Annotated in this window: 12 protein-coding genes; 2 read left to right on the top strand and 10 right to left on the bottom strand. The window is 50.5% G+C overall.

The genetic code is table 11. The annotated features are described in order from the left end of the window. Window positions 1-26: 26 nt before the first annotated feature. From HHL17_RS30605 to rhaT, 3 genes are read right to left on the bottom strand one after another with little or no spacing between them, the layout of a single operon-like run. Window positions 27-1,301 (bottom strand): TIM barrel protein, encoded by a 1,275-nt coding sequence (locus HHL17_RS30605; RefSeq protein ID WP_169228617.1) that lies wholly within the window; start codon window positions 1,299-1,301, stop codon window positions 27-29. Window positions 1,302-1,316: 15 nt separating this feature from the next. Next, window positions 1,317-3,437 (bottom strand): bifunctional aldolase/short-chain dehydrogenase, encoded by a 2,121-nt coding sequence (locus HHL17_RS30600; RefSeq protein ID WP_169228616.1) that lies wholly within the window; start codon window positions 3,435-3,437, stop codon window positions 1,317-1,319. Between the two features lie 8 nt (window positions 3,438-3,445). Beyond that, a complete protein-coding gene (gene rhaT / locus HHL17_RS30595) occupies window positions 3,446-4,501 on the bottom strand; it encodes an L-rhamnose/proton symporter RhaT (protein WP_169228615.1) in 1,056 nt (351 codons plus the stop codon). 190 nt (window positions 4,502-4,691) lie between these two features. Between rhaT and HHL17_RS30590 the strand changes: the two genes are divergently transcribed. After that, window positions 4,692-5,423 (top strand): Panacea domain-containing protein, encoded by a 732-nt coding sequence (locus HHL17_RS30590; protein WP_206156227.1) that lies wholly within the window; start codon window positions 4,692-4,694, stop codon window positions 5,421-5,423. 240 nt (window positions 5,424-5,663) lie between these two features. Continuing rightward, window positions 5,664-6,719 carry a RhuM family protein gene (gene rhuM / locus HHL17_RS30585; RefSeq protein ID WP_240976004.1) on the top strand — a complete coding sequence of 352 codons (1,056 nt, stop codon included), beginning with the start codon at window positions 5,664-5,666 and terminating at the stop codon, window positions 6,717-6,719. 30 nt (window positions 6,720-6,749) lie between these two features. On the opposite strand, the gene HHL17_RS30580 is transcribed toward rhuM, so the two are convergent. The 7 genes from HHL17_RS30580 to HHL17_RS30550 all read right to left on the bottom strand — a co-directional run bounded on the left by HHL17_RS30580 (window position 6,750) and on the right by HHL17_RS30550 (window position 16,669). Then, window positions 6,750-7,328, bottom strand: a complete 579-nt coding sequence (locus HHL17_RS30580; protein ID WP_169228614.1) for an RNA polymerase sigma factor — start codon at window positions 7,326-7,328, stop codon at window positions 6,750-6,752. A gap of 96 nt (window positions 7,329-7,424) precedes the next feature. Beyond that, the gene (locus HHL17_RS30575) at window positions 7,425-8,015 is read right to left on the bottom strand and encodes a collagen-like triple helix repeat-containing protein (RefSeq protein ID WP_169228613.1); all 591 of its coding nucleotides are present in this window, start codon (window positions 8,013-8,015) and stop codon (window positions 7,425-7,427) included. Between the two features lie 39 nt (window positions 8,016-8,054). Continuing rightward, entirely contained in the window at window positions 8,055-9,083 is a 1,029-nt protein-coding gene (locus HHL17_RS30570; protein WP_169228612.1) for a PorP/SprF family type IX secretion system membrane protein, read from the bottom strand. A 33-nt stretch (window positions 9,084-9,116) separates the two neighbouring features. Continuing rightward, on the bottom strand, window positions 9,117-11,108 hold the full coding sequence (locus HHL17_RS30565; RefSeq protein WP_169228611.1) for an OmpA family protein: 1,992 nt from the start codon (window positions 11,106-11,108) through the stop codon (window positions 9,117-9,119). 27 nt (window positions 11,109-11,135) lie between these two features. Next, a complete protein-coding gene (locus tag HHL17_RS30560) occupies window positions 11,136-12,140 on the bottom strand; it encodes a PorP/SprF family type IX secretion system membrane protein (RefSeq protein ID WP_169228610.1) in 1,005 nt (334 codons plus the stop codon). Window positions 12,141-12,172: 32 nt separating this feature from the next. Next, on the bottom strand, window positions 12,173-16,300 hold the full coding sequence (locus HHL17_RS30555) for a PKD domain-containing protein (RefSeq protein ID WP_169228609.1): 4,128 nt from the start codon (window positions 16,298-16,300) through the stop codon (window positions 12,173-12,175). 27 nt (window positions 16,301-16,327) lie between these two features. Beyond that, on the bottom strand, window positions 16,328-16,669 hold the full coding sequence (locus HHL17_RS30550; protein ID WP_169228608.1) for a T9SS type A sorting domain-containing protein: 342 nt from the start codon (window positions 16,667-16,669) through the stop codon (window positions 16,328-16,330). Window positions 16,670-16,674 lie beyond the last annotated feature (5 nt).

Raw genomic sequence — 16,674 nt, 5'->3', positions numbered from 1 at the left:
GGAATTTGTTTTAACCGGCAGATGCTTTACAACCCGGTAGCGATGGCAGTTTTGCCTCTTTCGCGGACCAGCTGCTCTCGTATTTTTGTTTGTCTGAAAACCGCCAGCGGGTCCAGTGCGCCACCGGCACGGAGACGGGCTTCTGCTATCAGTGGCCGCACATCTGTACGGAAGGCATGTTGCAGGATTTCCTGTGCCAGTACTGTATCGTGGTTGTTTTGGGCGGCTATCAGCTGCTCACGGTCCACCAACAAGGCCTGTGCATAAGCGATGCGGATAGCCTCCACAGACTGCAGCAGGTCTTCCAGCGGGTCTTTCACATTATGGCTCGCATCAATCATCCAGCCCATGTCTGTGGCGTGTTGCATATGCCTTGCATCCATGCCGTCAATCAGTTCGTTGAAGATGAGAAACAGCTGGTATGGCCGGATGCTGCCTACCGTCAGATCGTCGTCTCCAAATTTGGAATCATTGAAATGGAAGCCGCCCAGTTTACCTTCGCGGAGCAGCAGGGCCACAATCTGCTCGATGTTGGCATTCGGCAGATGATGCCCCAAATCTACGAGGGTAAAAGCTTTCGGCCCCAGTTTGGAAGTATATAACAGTGACTGGCCCCAGTCGCCTACCGTAGTGGAATAGAAGTTAGGCTCAAATGCTTTGTATTCAATCAGCAGTTTCCAGTCGTCCGGCAGCGACTGATAAATTTCGCCAAAGCTCTCCAGCGCATGATCGAAAGCCCGGCGGAAATTGAGCTGACCAGGAAAACAGGAGCCATCGCTCAGCCATATGGTGAGGGCTTTAGAACCCAGCTCCCGGCCGTATTGTATTACTTCCAGGTTATGTGCCACCGCCTGTTGACGTGTATGCTTGTCCGTATGAGCGAGGGATCCGAATTTATAACTGTGTTCCTGTCCGGGCTGGTCCTGGAAGGTATTGGAATTCATCGCATCGAAGCCTAGTCCCAGCTGGGAGGCTACCGCGCGGATATGTGTCGCATTGGAGGGGATGTCCCAGGGGATGTGCAGGGATACCGCGCCGCTGCCCCGGTTGAGCGCATGCAGGAGACCGATGTCTTCCAGTTTCTCTTCCAGCGAGCGAGGCTCGCCGCCGCCCGGGAAGCGGCCGAAGCGGGTGCCGCCGGTGCCGAGCGCCCAGCTGGGGATAGCCACCTGGAATGCGGTCAGTTTGCTGATGATGTCTTCTGTATGGGGTATTTCCTGTCGAAGGAATTGAAGCCTGCGTTGGTGCGTTGCCGTAAGTAGCTCATTACAGGCCGCGATCCGATGTTGGTCTATCTGCATACAAACGATTTTTTATTATCTGACAAAAGCAGCGGCAATGCCGCCATCTACGTTGAGCACGTTGCCGGTTGATTTATGAAGGAGGCCACCGGCGAAGGCAAAGCAGGCGTTGGCAATATCTTCCGGCAGGATGATTTCATTCAGCAGCGTGCGTTTGGCATAAAAGGCGGGCAGCTCGGCCACCGTGATACCGTATGCTTTAGCGCGGCCTTCGGCCCAGGCGCCTTCCCATATTTTACTATCAGAGATGACCGCATCCGGGTTGACAACGTTGACACGTATACGATCTTTCCCCAGCTCCGCTGCGTTGAGCCTGCTAAGGTGCAGTTGAGCCGCTTTAGCCGAGCCATAAGCCGCATTGTCCGGGCCACTCATCAGCGCATTTTTGCTGACGATATTGATCACATCGCCACCGAGCTGTTGTTTCCGCATCACTTCCACGCCGGCCTGCGTAACGAGGAACTGTCCTTTTACGAGCACATCGTAGAGCAGGTCCCAGTCCGCCTCCGTATGGGCTTCCAGCGGTTTGGAAATAGAGAGGCCGGCACAGTTCACGATCAGGTCTACCCCACCGAAAGTCAGCGCCGCCTGTGCAAAAGCCTGTTGAATCGTAGCCGGGCGGGTAACATCCAGCAATGCAGCCGTAAAAGCATCTTTACCCACCTGTTGCCCAAACTCCCTGCTGGCGGTTTGCAGGCGTGTTTCATCATTATCGCTGATCACCACTACCGCACCTTCGGCCACAAATTTCCGCGCAATGGCTTTGCCGATACCACCGGCACTGCCTGTTACCAGCGCCACACGGCCGCTGAGTGCTTTGGGCTTAGGCATCCGTTGCAGTTTCGCTTCTTCCAGCAGCCAGTACTCGATATTGAAAGCTTCCTGCCTTGGTAACGAAATATACTCAGAAATTGCTTCAGATCCACGCATGACGTGGATAGCGTTGATATAAAATTCTGCCGCCACGCGGGCTGTTTGTTTGTCTTTGGCGAAGGTGAACATGCCGATGCCGGGCCACAGTATCACCACCGGGTTAGGGTCACGCATGGCCGGACTGTTATCATGTTTACATTGCTGATAATACGCCGCATACATCCCGCGGTAGGCTTCAAATAAAGGTGCAATCCTGCTTTTCACCGCCGCCATATCGTGCAGGTCTTCCTCCGGAGCGATGTCCAGCACCAGCGGGGAGATTTTCGTCCGCAGGAAGTGGTCCGGGCAACTGGTGCCCATAGGCGCCAGGCGGTGCAGGTCTTTAGCGTTGATGAATTGCATCACGTCTGGTGCATCTGTAAAATGTCCCACCATAGACAGGTAAGAAGAGGCGAAGCCCCGCAATACTGGCACCAGCACGGCCGCCTGGCTGCGACGTTTTTCCCCAGGAAGGTCGGGTATCACCGCGCCGCCAAATACCGCAGGCTGCTGAGATACTTTCGCATGGATATAATTCGCCGCTTTATCGATCACTTCCAGTGTGTTCATATAACAGTCGTAGGCAGTGTCTCCCCAGGTAAACAAGCCATGGGAGCCGAGGATAATTCCCCGGATACCCGGATGATCGTGCAGGCATTGCCGTAGTTGCAGCCCCAGGTCGAACCCGGGGCGCAACCAGGGCACCCAGCCGATGGCGCCGCCGAACAGTTCCTGCGTGATCTGTTCTCCGTTTTTCGCAGCAGCAATGGCAATCACCGCATCCGGATGCAGGTGGTCGATATGTTTGAATGGCAGAAAAGCATGCAGCGGGGTATCGATGGAGGGAGGCCGGGAAGCAGGATCATACAGGCAGAGATTAAACAGTTCCACCATCTCATCTTCAAAGGCAATGCCCCGATATACATTTTCCAGGTTCCGGAGGCGGTCTGTGTATAACGCAGCGAGGCCATTACGTTTCAGGGTACCGAGGTCGCCGCCGGAGCCTTTTACCCACATCACCTCTGTTTCCCTACCGGTAAGCGGGTCCGGCACCACGGCTTTACAGGAAGTATTGCCACCGCCATAGTTGGTGAGACGCAGATCGGCGCCCAGCAGATTAGAGCGGTATATCAGCAGCGCTACTTCATCGCCGGCCATAGCTGCGGCAGTAACATCATCCCATAAATAACTGACATTTTTAAACTGTGTTCTTTCCAGCGACATACAAATATTTATTTAAGAGAGTTTCCGTAACCAACGATTAATACAGAAAGCAGAATAGTGAGATTACCCGCGATGATAGTAGCCTTCGCCCTTGTACTGACACCTTTCCATTCTTTGAGTACCAGTCCCCACATGTTCGCGATCAGGATGATGAAGGCCATGTGCAGTATCCATGAACTGGCGCCGTTGCCCACTTTGCTCTCGCCCATGCCGTAAAAGAAAAACTGCAGAAACCAGGTTGTGCCGGCCAGCGCCGAGAAAAAGTAGTTCGCCGCCAATGGCGTTTGTTTGTTAGTGTAATCCGTGTACGAGCGGTTGCGCAGGTTCAGTAACAGACACCAGACCAGATTGGTGGTCAGGCCGCCCCATAGCAGTACCACGTAGGTCACGTTGTTTTGGTACAATGGGTCCAGTCCGCGTGTGACCGCCATTTCCGCCATACTTTTCCCGGCTTCGATACCATATACAAAACAGGAGCTAAGAACACCTGATACCACCCCCACTATCAATCCTTTTATCACATTGAACTCCGCCACCGTTTTTTTCTTTTCTTCCTCCGGCAGTTCTTTTTCTTTCATCATGCCTGCCTTTCCACAGATACAGATGCCCGCAAGGCATACCAGCATGCCTATCAGGACTACCTGTCCCCAGCTGCTGCCGAGCATATCCGACAGGGATGTTTTACCCGCAACAGGGACCATGTTGTAATACACCGCCGGTACCAGCGCCCCGAATAGAGAGCAGCAGCCCAGCATCACCGAATTACCCAGTGACATACCCAGGTAGCGGATGCCCAGTCCGTATGTGAGGCCACCAATGCCCCATAACAGTCCGAATATATAAGTCGCCGCCAGCGTGCGCCACGAGGCCTGCGCAATAAATTCAGCGAATCCCGGCAGGGTAATCCATGCCGCTACCGGCGGCACTATCAGCCAGGAGAACAGTCCACCTGCCAGCCAATAAGATTCCCAGCGCCATCCTTTTACTTTTTTGAAGGGCATATAGAAGCTGCCCGAGGCGAAGCCGCCAATGAAGTGGAATATGATACCTGCGATTACAGCCATGTGGAATTTTTGTATCTGTTTTTACTAAAGTAGAGAAATCAGCGGGCAGGGCTGTCATGGACTGTTATGGGGCCATCAAAACTCTTGTCTGTATTGGGTTTTATGGATTGATCCCTGATCAGAGAGATGATACGCGGAGAATCACCGGGATCGGATTTCGATCATTTACAAGTAGTTAACATTTGGAGGAATGGATTGGTGGATATTGCAGGCTGTTACCAAAAAATCGTGGATTATGTTTGTAAACCTACCATCTGCCAATACCTTTTTCAGATTATTTGAAAGAGGAAAGCTGACCATAAAAAGCACCCTTATAAGAATAATACATATTAATATGGCTTCGACGAAAAAACGACTTAAAGGAAGCAGACCATATCAGCCAAACCTAGCCGCGCATACTGCTGATCAAGTAGCAGATTGGTTTCTGGCGAGACTGGACACCAATGCCGGAGATACTATTTCACCGCTAAAGTTGCAGAAGCTGGTGTATTACGCACAGGCATGGCATCTGGTGGTTTTTAATCAACTACTTTTTAGTGAGCCTATTCAGGCCTGGGTACATGGGCCTGTTGTTCCCAGCCTGTATCAACGTTTTAAAGACAACTGCCGCGATTGCCTTATCGGGATAAATACCAATGGCCTGGAGAAAACCAATTTTTCCACTGAAACAGAAGACCTGTTAAACGAGGTGTATTCAATTTATGGAGAACACTCGGCCAGTTATCTGGAAGAACTGACACATCGCGAGATGCCGTGGATCATGGCGAGAAAAGGGTTGCCTTTGTATCAACGCTCCGAAGAGGTGATTACGGTTGAATCCATGATTGATTATTATAAGGCTTTAAAAAATGGGAAAAAACATAAAAGTATTCTGTCACCTACAAGATTCAATATAGACTTTGAGCTGTCAAGGAATCCTTGACAGTTGGTCTACACGAAACGCAAACCCAAAAGCAGGAACTTAAAATTCCAACTGTCAAGGAATCCTTGACAGTTGGCCACGAAACGTAAACCCCAAAGCAAAAACTTAAAAATCCAACTGTCAAGGATTCCTTGACAGTTGGAATAAACAACTGATATACAATATAATAGAAATTATAAAACAAGAACATGTCGCTTTAAAACAGAAGTAAATATGGTCGATTTGTTAAAACAACTTACTTTGCAAAAATTCACCATATACTTCATGTCAACAAAAAATAAGCTCATGTTCCATCTCTCAACACTAAACAATAAACATATGCTTATTTATCAAACACAAGATGGACAAACGTCCATTGAGGTCAAACTAGAAGACGACATGATATGGCTTACTCAGGCCCAGATGGTTGAATTATTTCAACAAACCAAACAAAACATTAGTCTTCACATTAATAACATTTACAAGGAGGAGGAATTAGAAAAAAAACTCACTATTAAAGAATCAATGATTGCGAGATCCGAAGGCGCACGACAAGTAACCAGACAAAAGCCTTTTTACTCCCTTGATGTAGTCATTTCAGTAGGCTACCGCGTTAAATCACGACGAGGCACGCAATTTCGGATTTGGGCCAACAAGGTACTAAAGGATTACCTGGTTCAAGGTTATGCACTGAACGAACAACGCCTGAAAGAACAAAGCGAGCAACTGACATCACTCAAAAACACCATCAGACTCCTGGGGAATGTGATGGAAAGTCATCCCTTGCAGGCTGACGAAGCCACAGGACTGTTGAAGGTTTTAACTGACTACGCCTATGCTCTGGATGTATTGGACCGATACGATCATCAACAGTTGCTCATAGCCGACACTACTACGAATACCATTTTTCAAATAACCTACCATACAGCGATGGAAGCAATTCATGGTTTGAAAGAGAAATTTGGAGGCAGCAGTTTATTTGGTAATGAAAAAGATGACTCTTTCCGTAGTTCACTGGCCACCATCTATCAAACCTTTGACGGCAAGGAGTTATATCCCAGTATTGAAGAAAAAGCAGCGCACCTGTTGTATTTCGTCATTAAAAACCATTCTTTTTCAGATGGTAACAAACGGATTGCTGCTTTCCTCTTCATATGGTTCATGGAGAAAAATAATTTGCTGTACAAACCCGATGGATCAAAACGCATTGCAGACAATGCACTGGTGGCATTGACGTTAATGATCGCAGAAAGTAAAACAGATGAAATGGAAATGATGATCAAAGTAGTGGTTAACCTCATCAATATTTTGAACTAGCCCTCTCTTTATATACCTGCATTTGGACAATTACTCCTCTTCCACCAACATCTGTTTCCGCAGGTTCATGATCGCGTAGCGTACCCTGCCCAGGGCAGTATTGATACTGATACCGATGGTCTGTGCCATCTCTTTATAACTCAGGTCTGCATAATATCGTAAGATCACGGCTTCGCGCTGTACCGTCGGCAGCTGGTCCAGCAAAGCTCCTATCTCCTGGTTCGTTTCATGCATTATCAGGTGGTGTTCTGCACTGTGTTCCATCAGATCGAGGCTATCACCCATTTCATCATTATAGGGCGCTACCATGGTTTTGCCCCAGGCGCTGGCTTTACGGAAATGGCTGATACAGCAATTATGCGCAATCCGTACCGCCCAGGCCAGGAACCGGTTGTTGTCAGCATATTGCCCGCTGTGGAGGGCATTGACAATCTTGATGAATACTTCCTGAAAAATATCTTCTGCCAGATCGCGGTTGCGTACCAGCAGTACAATAGTCGTATACAATCTGTTTTTATGACGATGTACCAGCGTGGTAAACGCATGGTTATCGCCATCAATATAAAGGCGAATGAGTTCGTGGTCGGTAAAATCAGAATACTTGTTCATACACAGGTTTCAAGCGTTAAAAAATAAGTTCAGGAAACGGTCTCCCTCGACAGGGAGACCATTATTTCTATATGCTGGAGGCTATGAGTAAATAACCTAGTCTTGCAGATTCAGCGCCTGCCGAACCTGGCTATAATTTCTCCAGTCCAGACTGCTGGCAGAACGGGCAGCCACACCGCCCGGCACTATCACGTAACGGTACTGATAACGTTTGCCGGTTGATGTTGTCTGGGTACTGGGATTACCATTCGAAATAAGATTAATGGATTTGGAAGCTGCCACGTAACGGATCAGCGTCCCGAATTCATCGGTGTAAGGCAACAGCACAATGCTCTGCTGCGAAGCAGTGCCCAGGTTGATATACACATTTACCAGGGCATTGGCCAATACAGCGGAATCCAGTTTAGGTACATTAAGTGTGGCCGCATACACGACTGTGTCTACGGTGCCGTCAGGTCTGGTAGAAGTCTGAGCACCCTGGAAACGAACATCCACCCAGCCGGAATAGATAACATTGGCGGAACCGGGATCTCCGGGATCTCCTTTAGGGCCCTGAGGACCTTGTGTACCATTGGAACCGGCGGGACCAGCAGGGCCCTGGGAACCATCTTTAGAGCAGGACATGAAAAATACTACAACAGAAAGAACCAGTGCATAGGGCATGCAACGCAATACTTGTTTCATCATTACAGTTTGGATTTAAATGTTTATTTTGATTGATTTTTTCTACCATACATTCCGCGGACAGGTATCTCCGTATTTATTACCCAGCAGGAAACCGATCATGATCTCATGCGATCCTTTGCTGACAGTATTCAACGAAGACGCCGTATAGTCGTAAGAGTAACCTATATTAAAAGTGGAGTTGATGTTCACACCAAACATACCCGCTACACCATCATGCAAACGGTAAGAGGCGCCTACCCAAAGCCTGTCACGGTACATCATACGGGCATTAACATCTACACTGACCGGCATCGCCGTAATAAACTTCACCATCACAGAAGGCAGCACATTGATATCATCGTTTATCCACAAGCGATAGCCCGTTGTGAAAAAGAGATGTGGCACCAGTTTACCGCGGTATACGCTATCCCCCACCAGTTTACCGTTATCATAGCCGATATTCTGGGGGATGATGTTCTGCGCCGAGATGCCTGCAAAAAAATCAGCAGAATACAGCCACAAACCAGCACCGATATCAGGACGCCAGCGGTTCAGGATACCAGTACCGCCGATGGCCGGATCGTTAGGATCAAGAAACCCCACTTTACTGGCATCGAGGCTCACCTGCTGCATACCGAGCGACAGGCCGGCACTGAGGCTGGTCCTTGGCGTCAGGTTGATATGATGAGCGTAAGCGGCACTGATGGAGAAGCGGTTGAGCGGCCCGGCCTTGTCATTCAGGATAGTCAGGCCAGCACCGGGGTGCGGCGGAGGCGTCGTATAGTCACGCCAGTAAGCTTTGCCCCGAGGGTTCTCCCCTTGCATCTCAAAGCCGGTAGGCGATGCATTGCTGTAATCCGATTTGCGCAACGGCCCGTGCACCGTCAGATAGGTGGTCACCGGCGCACCATTCAATCCTGCCCATTGATGCCGGTGACTCAGCCGCAGGTCCCAGTAGTTTTCTATTCCTGCCACAGCAGGATTGATGATGAAAGGATTCATGATATACTGCGTATAGTGCGGCTGTTGCTGCGCCTGCACCCACATCGCCATCAATCCTATCAGACCAGTTAACACAAACTTTTTCATGACTCAATGTTTTAGATTAAAAACAGGCCCGCATTACTTCTTCGTTATCGTGAAGGTGGTCCTTCTGTTCTTCTGTCTTCCTTCCGGATTGTCTGATCCGTCTGGCAGCGTATTGGGCTCTATTGGCATGGATGCGCCGTAACCTTTGTGGGTAAGGCGATGAGGGTCTATTCCTTTTTCCACGAGATAATCTACGCAGCTCTTGGCACGGGCTTCAGAAAGGCGCTGGTTGTAGCGGTTGCTGCCCTTACTGTCGGTATGCGCGCTTAGTTCTATCTCCATTTCAGGGTTGGCCTGCAGCAGGGTCACCAGTTTATCCAGGGATGCAGATGATTCTTCTTTGAGCGTTGCTTTATCGTAGTCGTAGTATACATTTTCGAGTGTCACCGGCGATGGCGGCGGCACTATCGGGGTAAGGCACAGTTCCGGCGCGGTGATGGCTACGGTATCTTCATTCTGTGGCACCCCGATGCGCTGGGAGCCCTGCGTATAACCTACTGCGTTAGCTACGGCTACCAGCGGCTGGTATTCGTTCAACGTAAAAGCATAACTACCATCGGCACCGGTACTGCGGGTGGTGATCACCTGGTGGCTAACGGTATCGATGATACGCACTTCCGCACCGGCAACCGGTGTATTGCTGTTACATGCTACCACGATACCGCTGAGCTGCCGCGCCGGCCGGGTTTTGTGCAGGAAAAAAAGCTCAAGGCAACATTCGGCCGCTCTGTCTGTTCCCAGCAGCACATCGTCCAGCAGATTACGGTTGTTACTGCGACTGGCGAAGTAAATATCATCTTTGACGGAATTGACAGGATATCCCATATTCACCGGCGGCTGAAAGCTGCCCGGTTCTCCTTTGCTGCTGAAGAAATCGTAACCACCCATGCCGGTCCTGCCATCTGAGGAAAACACCAGCGTGCGGGTGGCGGTGTGGTAATAAGGCGCCTGTTCGTTATCCGTGGTATTGATCACCTCACCAAGGTTGACGGTGCTCACCGGTTTACCGGCTTCGTCGAGCGTGGCGCACCACAGGTCAAATCCACCTTGTCCGCCGGGACGGTCGCTGGCATAAAGCAGGTGTTTGCCATCAGGTAATACGAACGGCTGTTGTGTGTTGCTGCCCGGCACATTGATCACAGCGTCCAGTGGCGCAGGTTCTCCCCAGTCGTTGCCGTTTTTGCGGGACACCCAGATAGCGGTGATTTTTTTACCGTGATCTATCTGCCAACGGGTGATGAACAGCTGCTGTCCATCTGGGCTGATGCTGACAGCGCCCTGGTGCAGCGATTCAGGCTGGGCAACCGGCAGCAGCCTGATATTGGCAGCTTGTCCGTCAGCATAGTCGGCGGTGTACACCCTGTTAATGAACCCTTTGTTTTTGGCTGGGTCCGGACGGGTGGAGGTAAACAGTAATGCGCCATCGGCCGTCCAGAGCGGCGCATAGCTGGCGCCGGTGGTATTAAGCGCAGCCGGCGCTTTACGTATTTCATAGAGGGAAAGGTCAGACCGTTTTAATTGGGCATTGATAAATGCGAGGTTGTTGACTTCCCGTTCGGCAGAAGCACTGTAGCTGTCATTTGAGCCGTAGCCCTGCAGGAAGCTATGGAAAGCCTTTTCCGCTTCTTCATACTTACCGAGGGCACGAAGCGAAACAGCATAATAGTAAGCCGCCAGCGGGAAATTTTTCCTGTCTGCTTCCAATACTGTTTCATAATGAGGTGCCGCTTTTTCATAGTTGTGCAGGTTGCGGTAACTCTCTGCCAGTTTATATACTGCCTGTTGTTCACTGCTCACCGGCACGATGTTCTTACGGCTGGCATTCACCGCCGCATAGGGCTTATAGGAATCCTGCCGGAAGGATTTGTGCCTGGTGCCGAGGTATTTTTCATAATACTGTACAGCTGAATTGTAATCTTCTTTTTTATAGTACTGATCGGCTGCTTTCAGGTAATCGTAGGTAAACTGCGCCTGTAGCGTCATAGTGGCCAGTAACACAGATGCGGTAAAGAATATTTTTTTCATGAGATGTCTGTTACATGTAGAGATGAATTACAAACGGGGGCATACAAATTCCACTTCCGGTGTCTTCACCTTCCTCCGTCCGATAAATGTGAGTGATACTTCAAAGCTGTTAGAACCGCGGGCCATCTTGCTCAGGTCTGATGTATTGATATCGTAGCTCACGCCCAGCATCATGGTCTTGTAAATAAAACCGGCGTGGGTGGTGAAGGCATCTTTGTAACGGTAGTTCAGCCCAAGGAGAAAGTCTGTTTCCGGGGCGGCTTTCAGTTGCCCATAGGCGCCGATCATCTTTTCCTGCGCCGGTCCCTGCGCCATAAACAGGAAGTTGGGCGTAATACTCAGTATGTCCGACAACGTTAGTTTCACGCCACCATGTACGTTAAAGCGCATGGGAAAACGGGCATCTCCCTTTGCAGCAAACTGGTCCTGCGGACGGGTGAGATGTATCACGGAAAAGCCGCCATAGATATTGAACTTCTTGCCCGGTGTGGCATCATAGTAGAGTGCGCCGGCGCCAGCATCAAAAGAAAGCGAAGAAGTCCTGGTGAGCACATCGGTAACCGGGTTACCAGGATTATAGCCTGTCACCGGGTTCCATTGCTCACCAAAGGTGAGCTTGGAAGGATCAAAACGACGCTGGATAAATCCCAGTTGCAGGCCAAAGTTGAGCTGATGATAATGCGCCGCATCCAACTTCACGCCTGTATAGGCGGCACTAACATAACCGGTGGTGTAGTTGTAGCCACCATCACCGGCAGCCTGATTCAGTACGCTGGCGCCGAAGTTGATATTTTTGGCGGTCGGCACTTCCGCCGTGATACCGTATGTTTTAAAAGGGCTGATATTTCCCCATTGGGTGCGGTATATCGCAGCGATACGGTAGTCCCCGTCGAAAGCACCGGTGAGGGCCGGATTGAGCCACGAGGGATAGGTATAGTACTGCGAGAAATGCGGGTCAGCCTGGGCCATCGCCCTGGAGCAGGCGAAGAAGGCTGTCACTGACATGAGCCATGTTGCAATTTTAGTTCTCATTTTGTGTCCGTGTTTTATGTGAATAATGTTCGTTATCTGATGATGGCCACATACCCTGAAAGCGGCGCAAATCCGTTACGCAGGGTGATGACATAGTAGTAGGTGCCTACCGGCAGCGGATTGCCTTTAAAGCGGCCGTCCCATGGCAGGGCATAACCACTGGATTCGTATACCCGTTGACCGTAGCGGTTAAATACTTCCACTTTACTGTCAGGATAATCGCTCAGGTTATGGATCACCCATCTGTCGTTGATGTTATCACCATTGGGAGAGAAAGCATTGGGCGGTATCACTGGTTTCAACACCTTGACAGACATCTGGTCGCTGGCGGTACAGTTGTGTTTGCCGATAGCAGTCAGCGTATAAACCTGATCATGCATCGCCGGAATGGTGGGCGACAGCAATGTCGGGTTCGGGAAGTCAGCCGCTGGTTCCCAACGGAACTTCAGGTTCACGGAATCATTGGCCGTAGGCCTGAAAGTGATCACTGTTCCCTGTGGCACAACAAACGACTGCCCTGCGTCGATGACAGGTTGCAGGTATACCACTACTTTGCTGCTGAACGGCGCTGAGGTACAACCCGCGGCATTCGTTACTTTCAGCTGCACGCCGTATTCACCGGGAGAGGTGTATTTCTTCACCGGGTTCTGTGCGGTGGAGGTAGAACCATCACCGAATTCCCATGCCCAGGTAATGATATTGCTTTTAGCATCCGTGCTCTGGTCAGTGAATGTGTTATCTGTTCCCTGGCACAGCGTGTCAGGAGCAACTTTAAAGGAAGCCACAGGCTGACCGAAAAATGCCTCTATCCGTTTGGTGGCCTGTGCGTTACAACCGAAGGCGGAAGTAGCGGAGAGCACTACGTCAAACGGACCGTAAGCAGTGTAGTTGTGCAGTGGGTCTTTTAATGCGGAGGTAGCGCTGCCATCGCCGAAGTTCCACTGCCAGGTGAGGGCTGAGTTATCCTTGATCGTTGTCAGGTTAGTGAACTTGGCGCTACCTTCCGGCATACACACGGAAGCAGGCAATTGATAATTCACTTCCGGCAACGGATGCACAGCCACCGGCACGGAGGCGGTATCGCTAAGGCACTGTTGATCACTGACGGCCACCAGCTTCACGGTATAGCTGCCATCGGCAGTATAGAGGATGTTAAACGGACTATTGTTGGTAGCCTGTGTTTGTTGGCCTTTACCATCATCCCATTTCCAGGTAGTAATGGCGCCACCACTGATAGTGGACTGGTCTGTGATAACCGCAGGCTGGCCAAGACAGACATTGGCCGTTGCGGTAAAGGCCGCCGTTGGTTTGGGATATACGACCACGTTAGTAGCCACTGAATCCGAGCAACCGGTGCTGGTGTTAAACACATACCATATCTGATGTGTTCCCGGACCGGCTACGGAAGGAGTGAAATTACCGGAGGAATCGGTTGCCGGCCCTTTGTAGTAGCCTTTGCCCGTTACCCCGTTCTGCACAGTAGCATTGGCCACTTTGATAGTTCCCTTCACGTTCACGCATACACCGGTCACCGGCGCATAGGCCAGCTGCGGCTTCAGCTTAAAGCTGGCGGTGACGGTCGTATCTTTCGTACAGCCTTTATCGGTAGTCACCTGGTATTTGATGGTATAGGTACCAAACTTCGTATAGGCATGTGAGGGCGATGCTATCAATGACGTATTCGGATTGGTTGGTGTAGCATTCGCATCACCAAAATCCCAGCTGTGTCCGGCGAGCGTCTGCGCATCGGGCACGGTGGCGGTGCTGGTAAATTGCACGATGCCATTTACCGGCAGACAGTCACCGGGGAAAGTGAATGCTGCATGCGGCTTCGCATATACCGTAATGGTTTGGGTGGCGGTATCGCTGATACACAGGTCGCTCACTTTCACCACATGTTTGATGGTATAAGTTTTATAGCCGTTATAGGTCATAGATTCCGGCGCATTGGTGGTAGCTTTCTTCACGGAGTCATTGCCAAAATCCCAGTACCACTCTTTCAATGGTGCTGTGCCGCCGTAGGTGGAATTGTCGGTCAGTTTCACAGGGGCGCCTTCGCACAGAGACGGAACGTCACTGGCAAAATTAGCCACCGGCTTGGCCGCAGCGGTTAACTGGAAGGCAGTGTCGCCTACGCAACCATCGGTAGAGATCACCGTCAGTTTCACGTTGGCCTGTCCCGGCTGGAACGCATGATGTACTTCGATGCCGCTATCCAGTGCCGGACCAGGAAATTCCCATTTCCAGCGGTCTATCTTATAATCCGGCTGATTGTTTTCTCCTTTGAAGATGGCGCTGTCCAGCGTACAACCACTGTAGGCGTAACTGGATATCGCACGGGGTTTGGCTTTCACGGAAATCGTATAGCCTACCTTTTCTGTATTGGTACAGTTTTCAATAGATGGATGGGTAGACATCACCGTGATATCAAATTCTCCCGTATTGGCAAATTTATAAGAGCCGGGTAAGGTATACTTGTAGTAAGTGATACCATTGATCACGACGGTGGCCGTAGGCACTGGTGAATTCACCGTTACATCTGCATTAGGCGTAATGGCCGCTCCCAGCAGGCTCAGTTTCCACACCATCTTGGTAGGCTTGTAAGCCATGAGGATAGACAGTTCTACCGGTGTTTGTGTACAGGTAAAATCATTCTTTGTTTTAGAAGTATCAAACTCGTTGTGAATAGCACCCACTGCGTTGAGGTTATTGATCAGCGTACCTGCGTTGTAGCCATAACTTTCCACGCTGCCCAGTCCATAGGTAGTTGCGGTAAAGGCCGAATCGCTGGTCACGATACATTGTGCCTGTGCGGCATTCCAGCGTTTCACCGCCACGGAGTAACCCGGCATATTGGGGTGTGGGTAAGAGGTATTGATCGTTGGACTGCCATCGATCAGCAGGGAACCCAAACCGCCGGTAGGGATGATCAGCGTCAGGTAGTTGACCGTAATGAACTCGCGGTTATTACGATAGAAACCAGTTCTTTTCACCGCCTGTTCAATCGGGCTGAGATAAACCATCTCCGGATCACCCAGCGGATCGGTGTTGCCGCAGGAGCCGGATGACGGCATGTATTGCGCTACCAGTACAGGTTTATCGGCTTCAATATAATCGGCCGTCTTGCTGTTAAATGTATAGTAAGAACCCGGGGTCAATCCGCCAAGTGTACTACCATTCAGTTTTACGATCGTCGTCGGGTCTTTCACCACTACTTTATACATCGAAGTCTGATTGGAAGTAGGGGTGGCCGAATGAGAGTAAGGCGCGGTCAGGTAACGTTTTCCCCATGCCTGGAAGGGGAATACCTGTTGAATATTATTATCACCGCTGCCACCGCTATTGGTACATGATTGGGACGTACGGCTGCTACCGGAAAACACGGCCACGGGATAACATTCTCCCGCGGAGTTGCCAATGGATTTCACCGTGGTACCGGTCAACTCACGGCCTTGGGAGCCACCGAGGGAGGCGCCTACCAGCTGGTAAATATCACCGCGATTAAGCGTTACGGTAAACGGAACACCCGGCGCACGGCCATTACGCGTCAGCACCGAAGGTTTGATTTCCACCACGGTATTGTTCTGGTTGGCCACCACAAACATCCAGGAAAAACAATCGGAGGCATAGTCCTGCTGACTGTTGACAGAAATATAAGAATAGCCCCATGTTTCTTCCGGCATCAGCATGGTAGCGCCGGAAGAGGCACTGCCGAAAATATGCGCATAAGCTACGATAGGCACATTACTGTGAACATGGATGGATTTGTTGGTAAAGGTGCCTTCGCCGCCCGTACCGCCGAAAGAAGGCGGTGGTGAATACAACCGGGCATCGTTGGCGCCTGTTTTAGGTATCAGGTCTGTCGCAATAACAGTATTGGCAGGGATGTTATAAGTCCGTGTCCAGGCGGTGCCGGTGATGTTCACTGTTACCGTAGCGGCCTGTTCGGCGCTCAGGTACAGGATCATCTCCTGTGTGTTGCCCCCTCCTGGTTCCATGAACTGGTGATGTCCGTAGCCAACCCAGAAGTCTTTCCCTTTGTTGGAAAGATTCTGGGCGTGCGAACTAAAGGCTACGAACTGCAACACTAACACAGATATGGTTATGAGACATCGCTGTAGCCGTTGGCTGGCAGGATGATTGGTTATTTTGGTCAACATCTTGTACAATTTTTCATCTTGAAATGATTATTGTTTGATGATCATCTTCGACGTTCTTGTCCCATCTTCAAATAAGGCCCGCAACATATAAGGCCCTTGCGCCAGTCCGGAAACCTGCACCATGTGGTCTTTTCCCGGTGTGGCTATTCTCCTCACCTGCCTGCCGTCCAGTCCGTAAATGACCAGCTCCCGCAGGTCCTTCACTGATTTCACATGCACCGATACAGAGGCCGGGTTAGGATAAGCAGTGATAGACCGGGCGCTATTGAGCAGACTGTCTATTCCCTGCCGACAGCTGTGGGCTGCTGCATGGGTTATTCCCCCATGCAGCAACGCAGCTGTAATTATGAAAGCAAGCAAGTACTTCATCTTTC

This window comes from Chitinophaga fulva (assembly GCF_012927205.1).
In the GTDB taxonomy this organism is placed as follows: Bacteria; Bacteroidota; Bacteroidia; order Chitinophagales; family Chitinophagaceae; genus Chitinophaga; species Chitinophaga fulva.
This window is presented reverse-complemented; position numbering and strand designations above follow the sequence as displayed.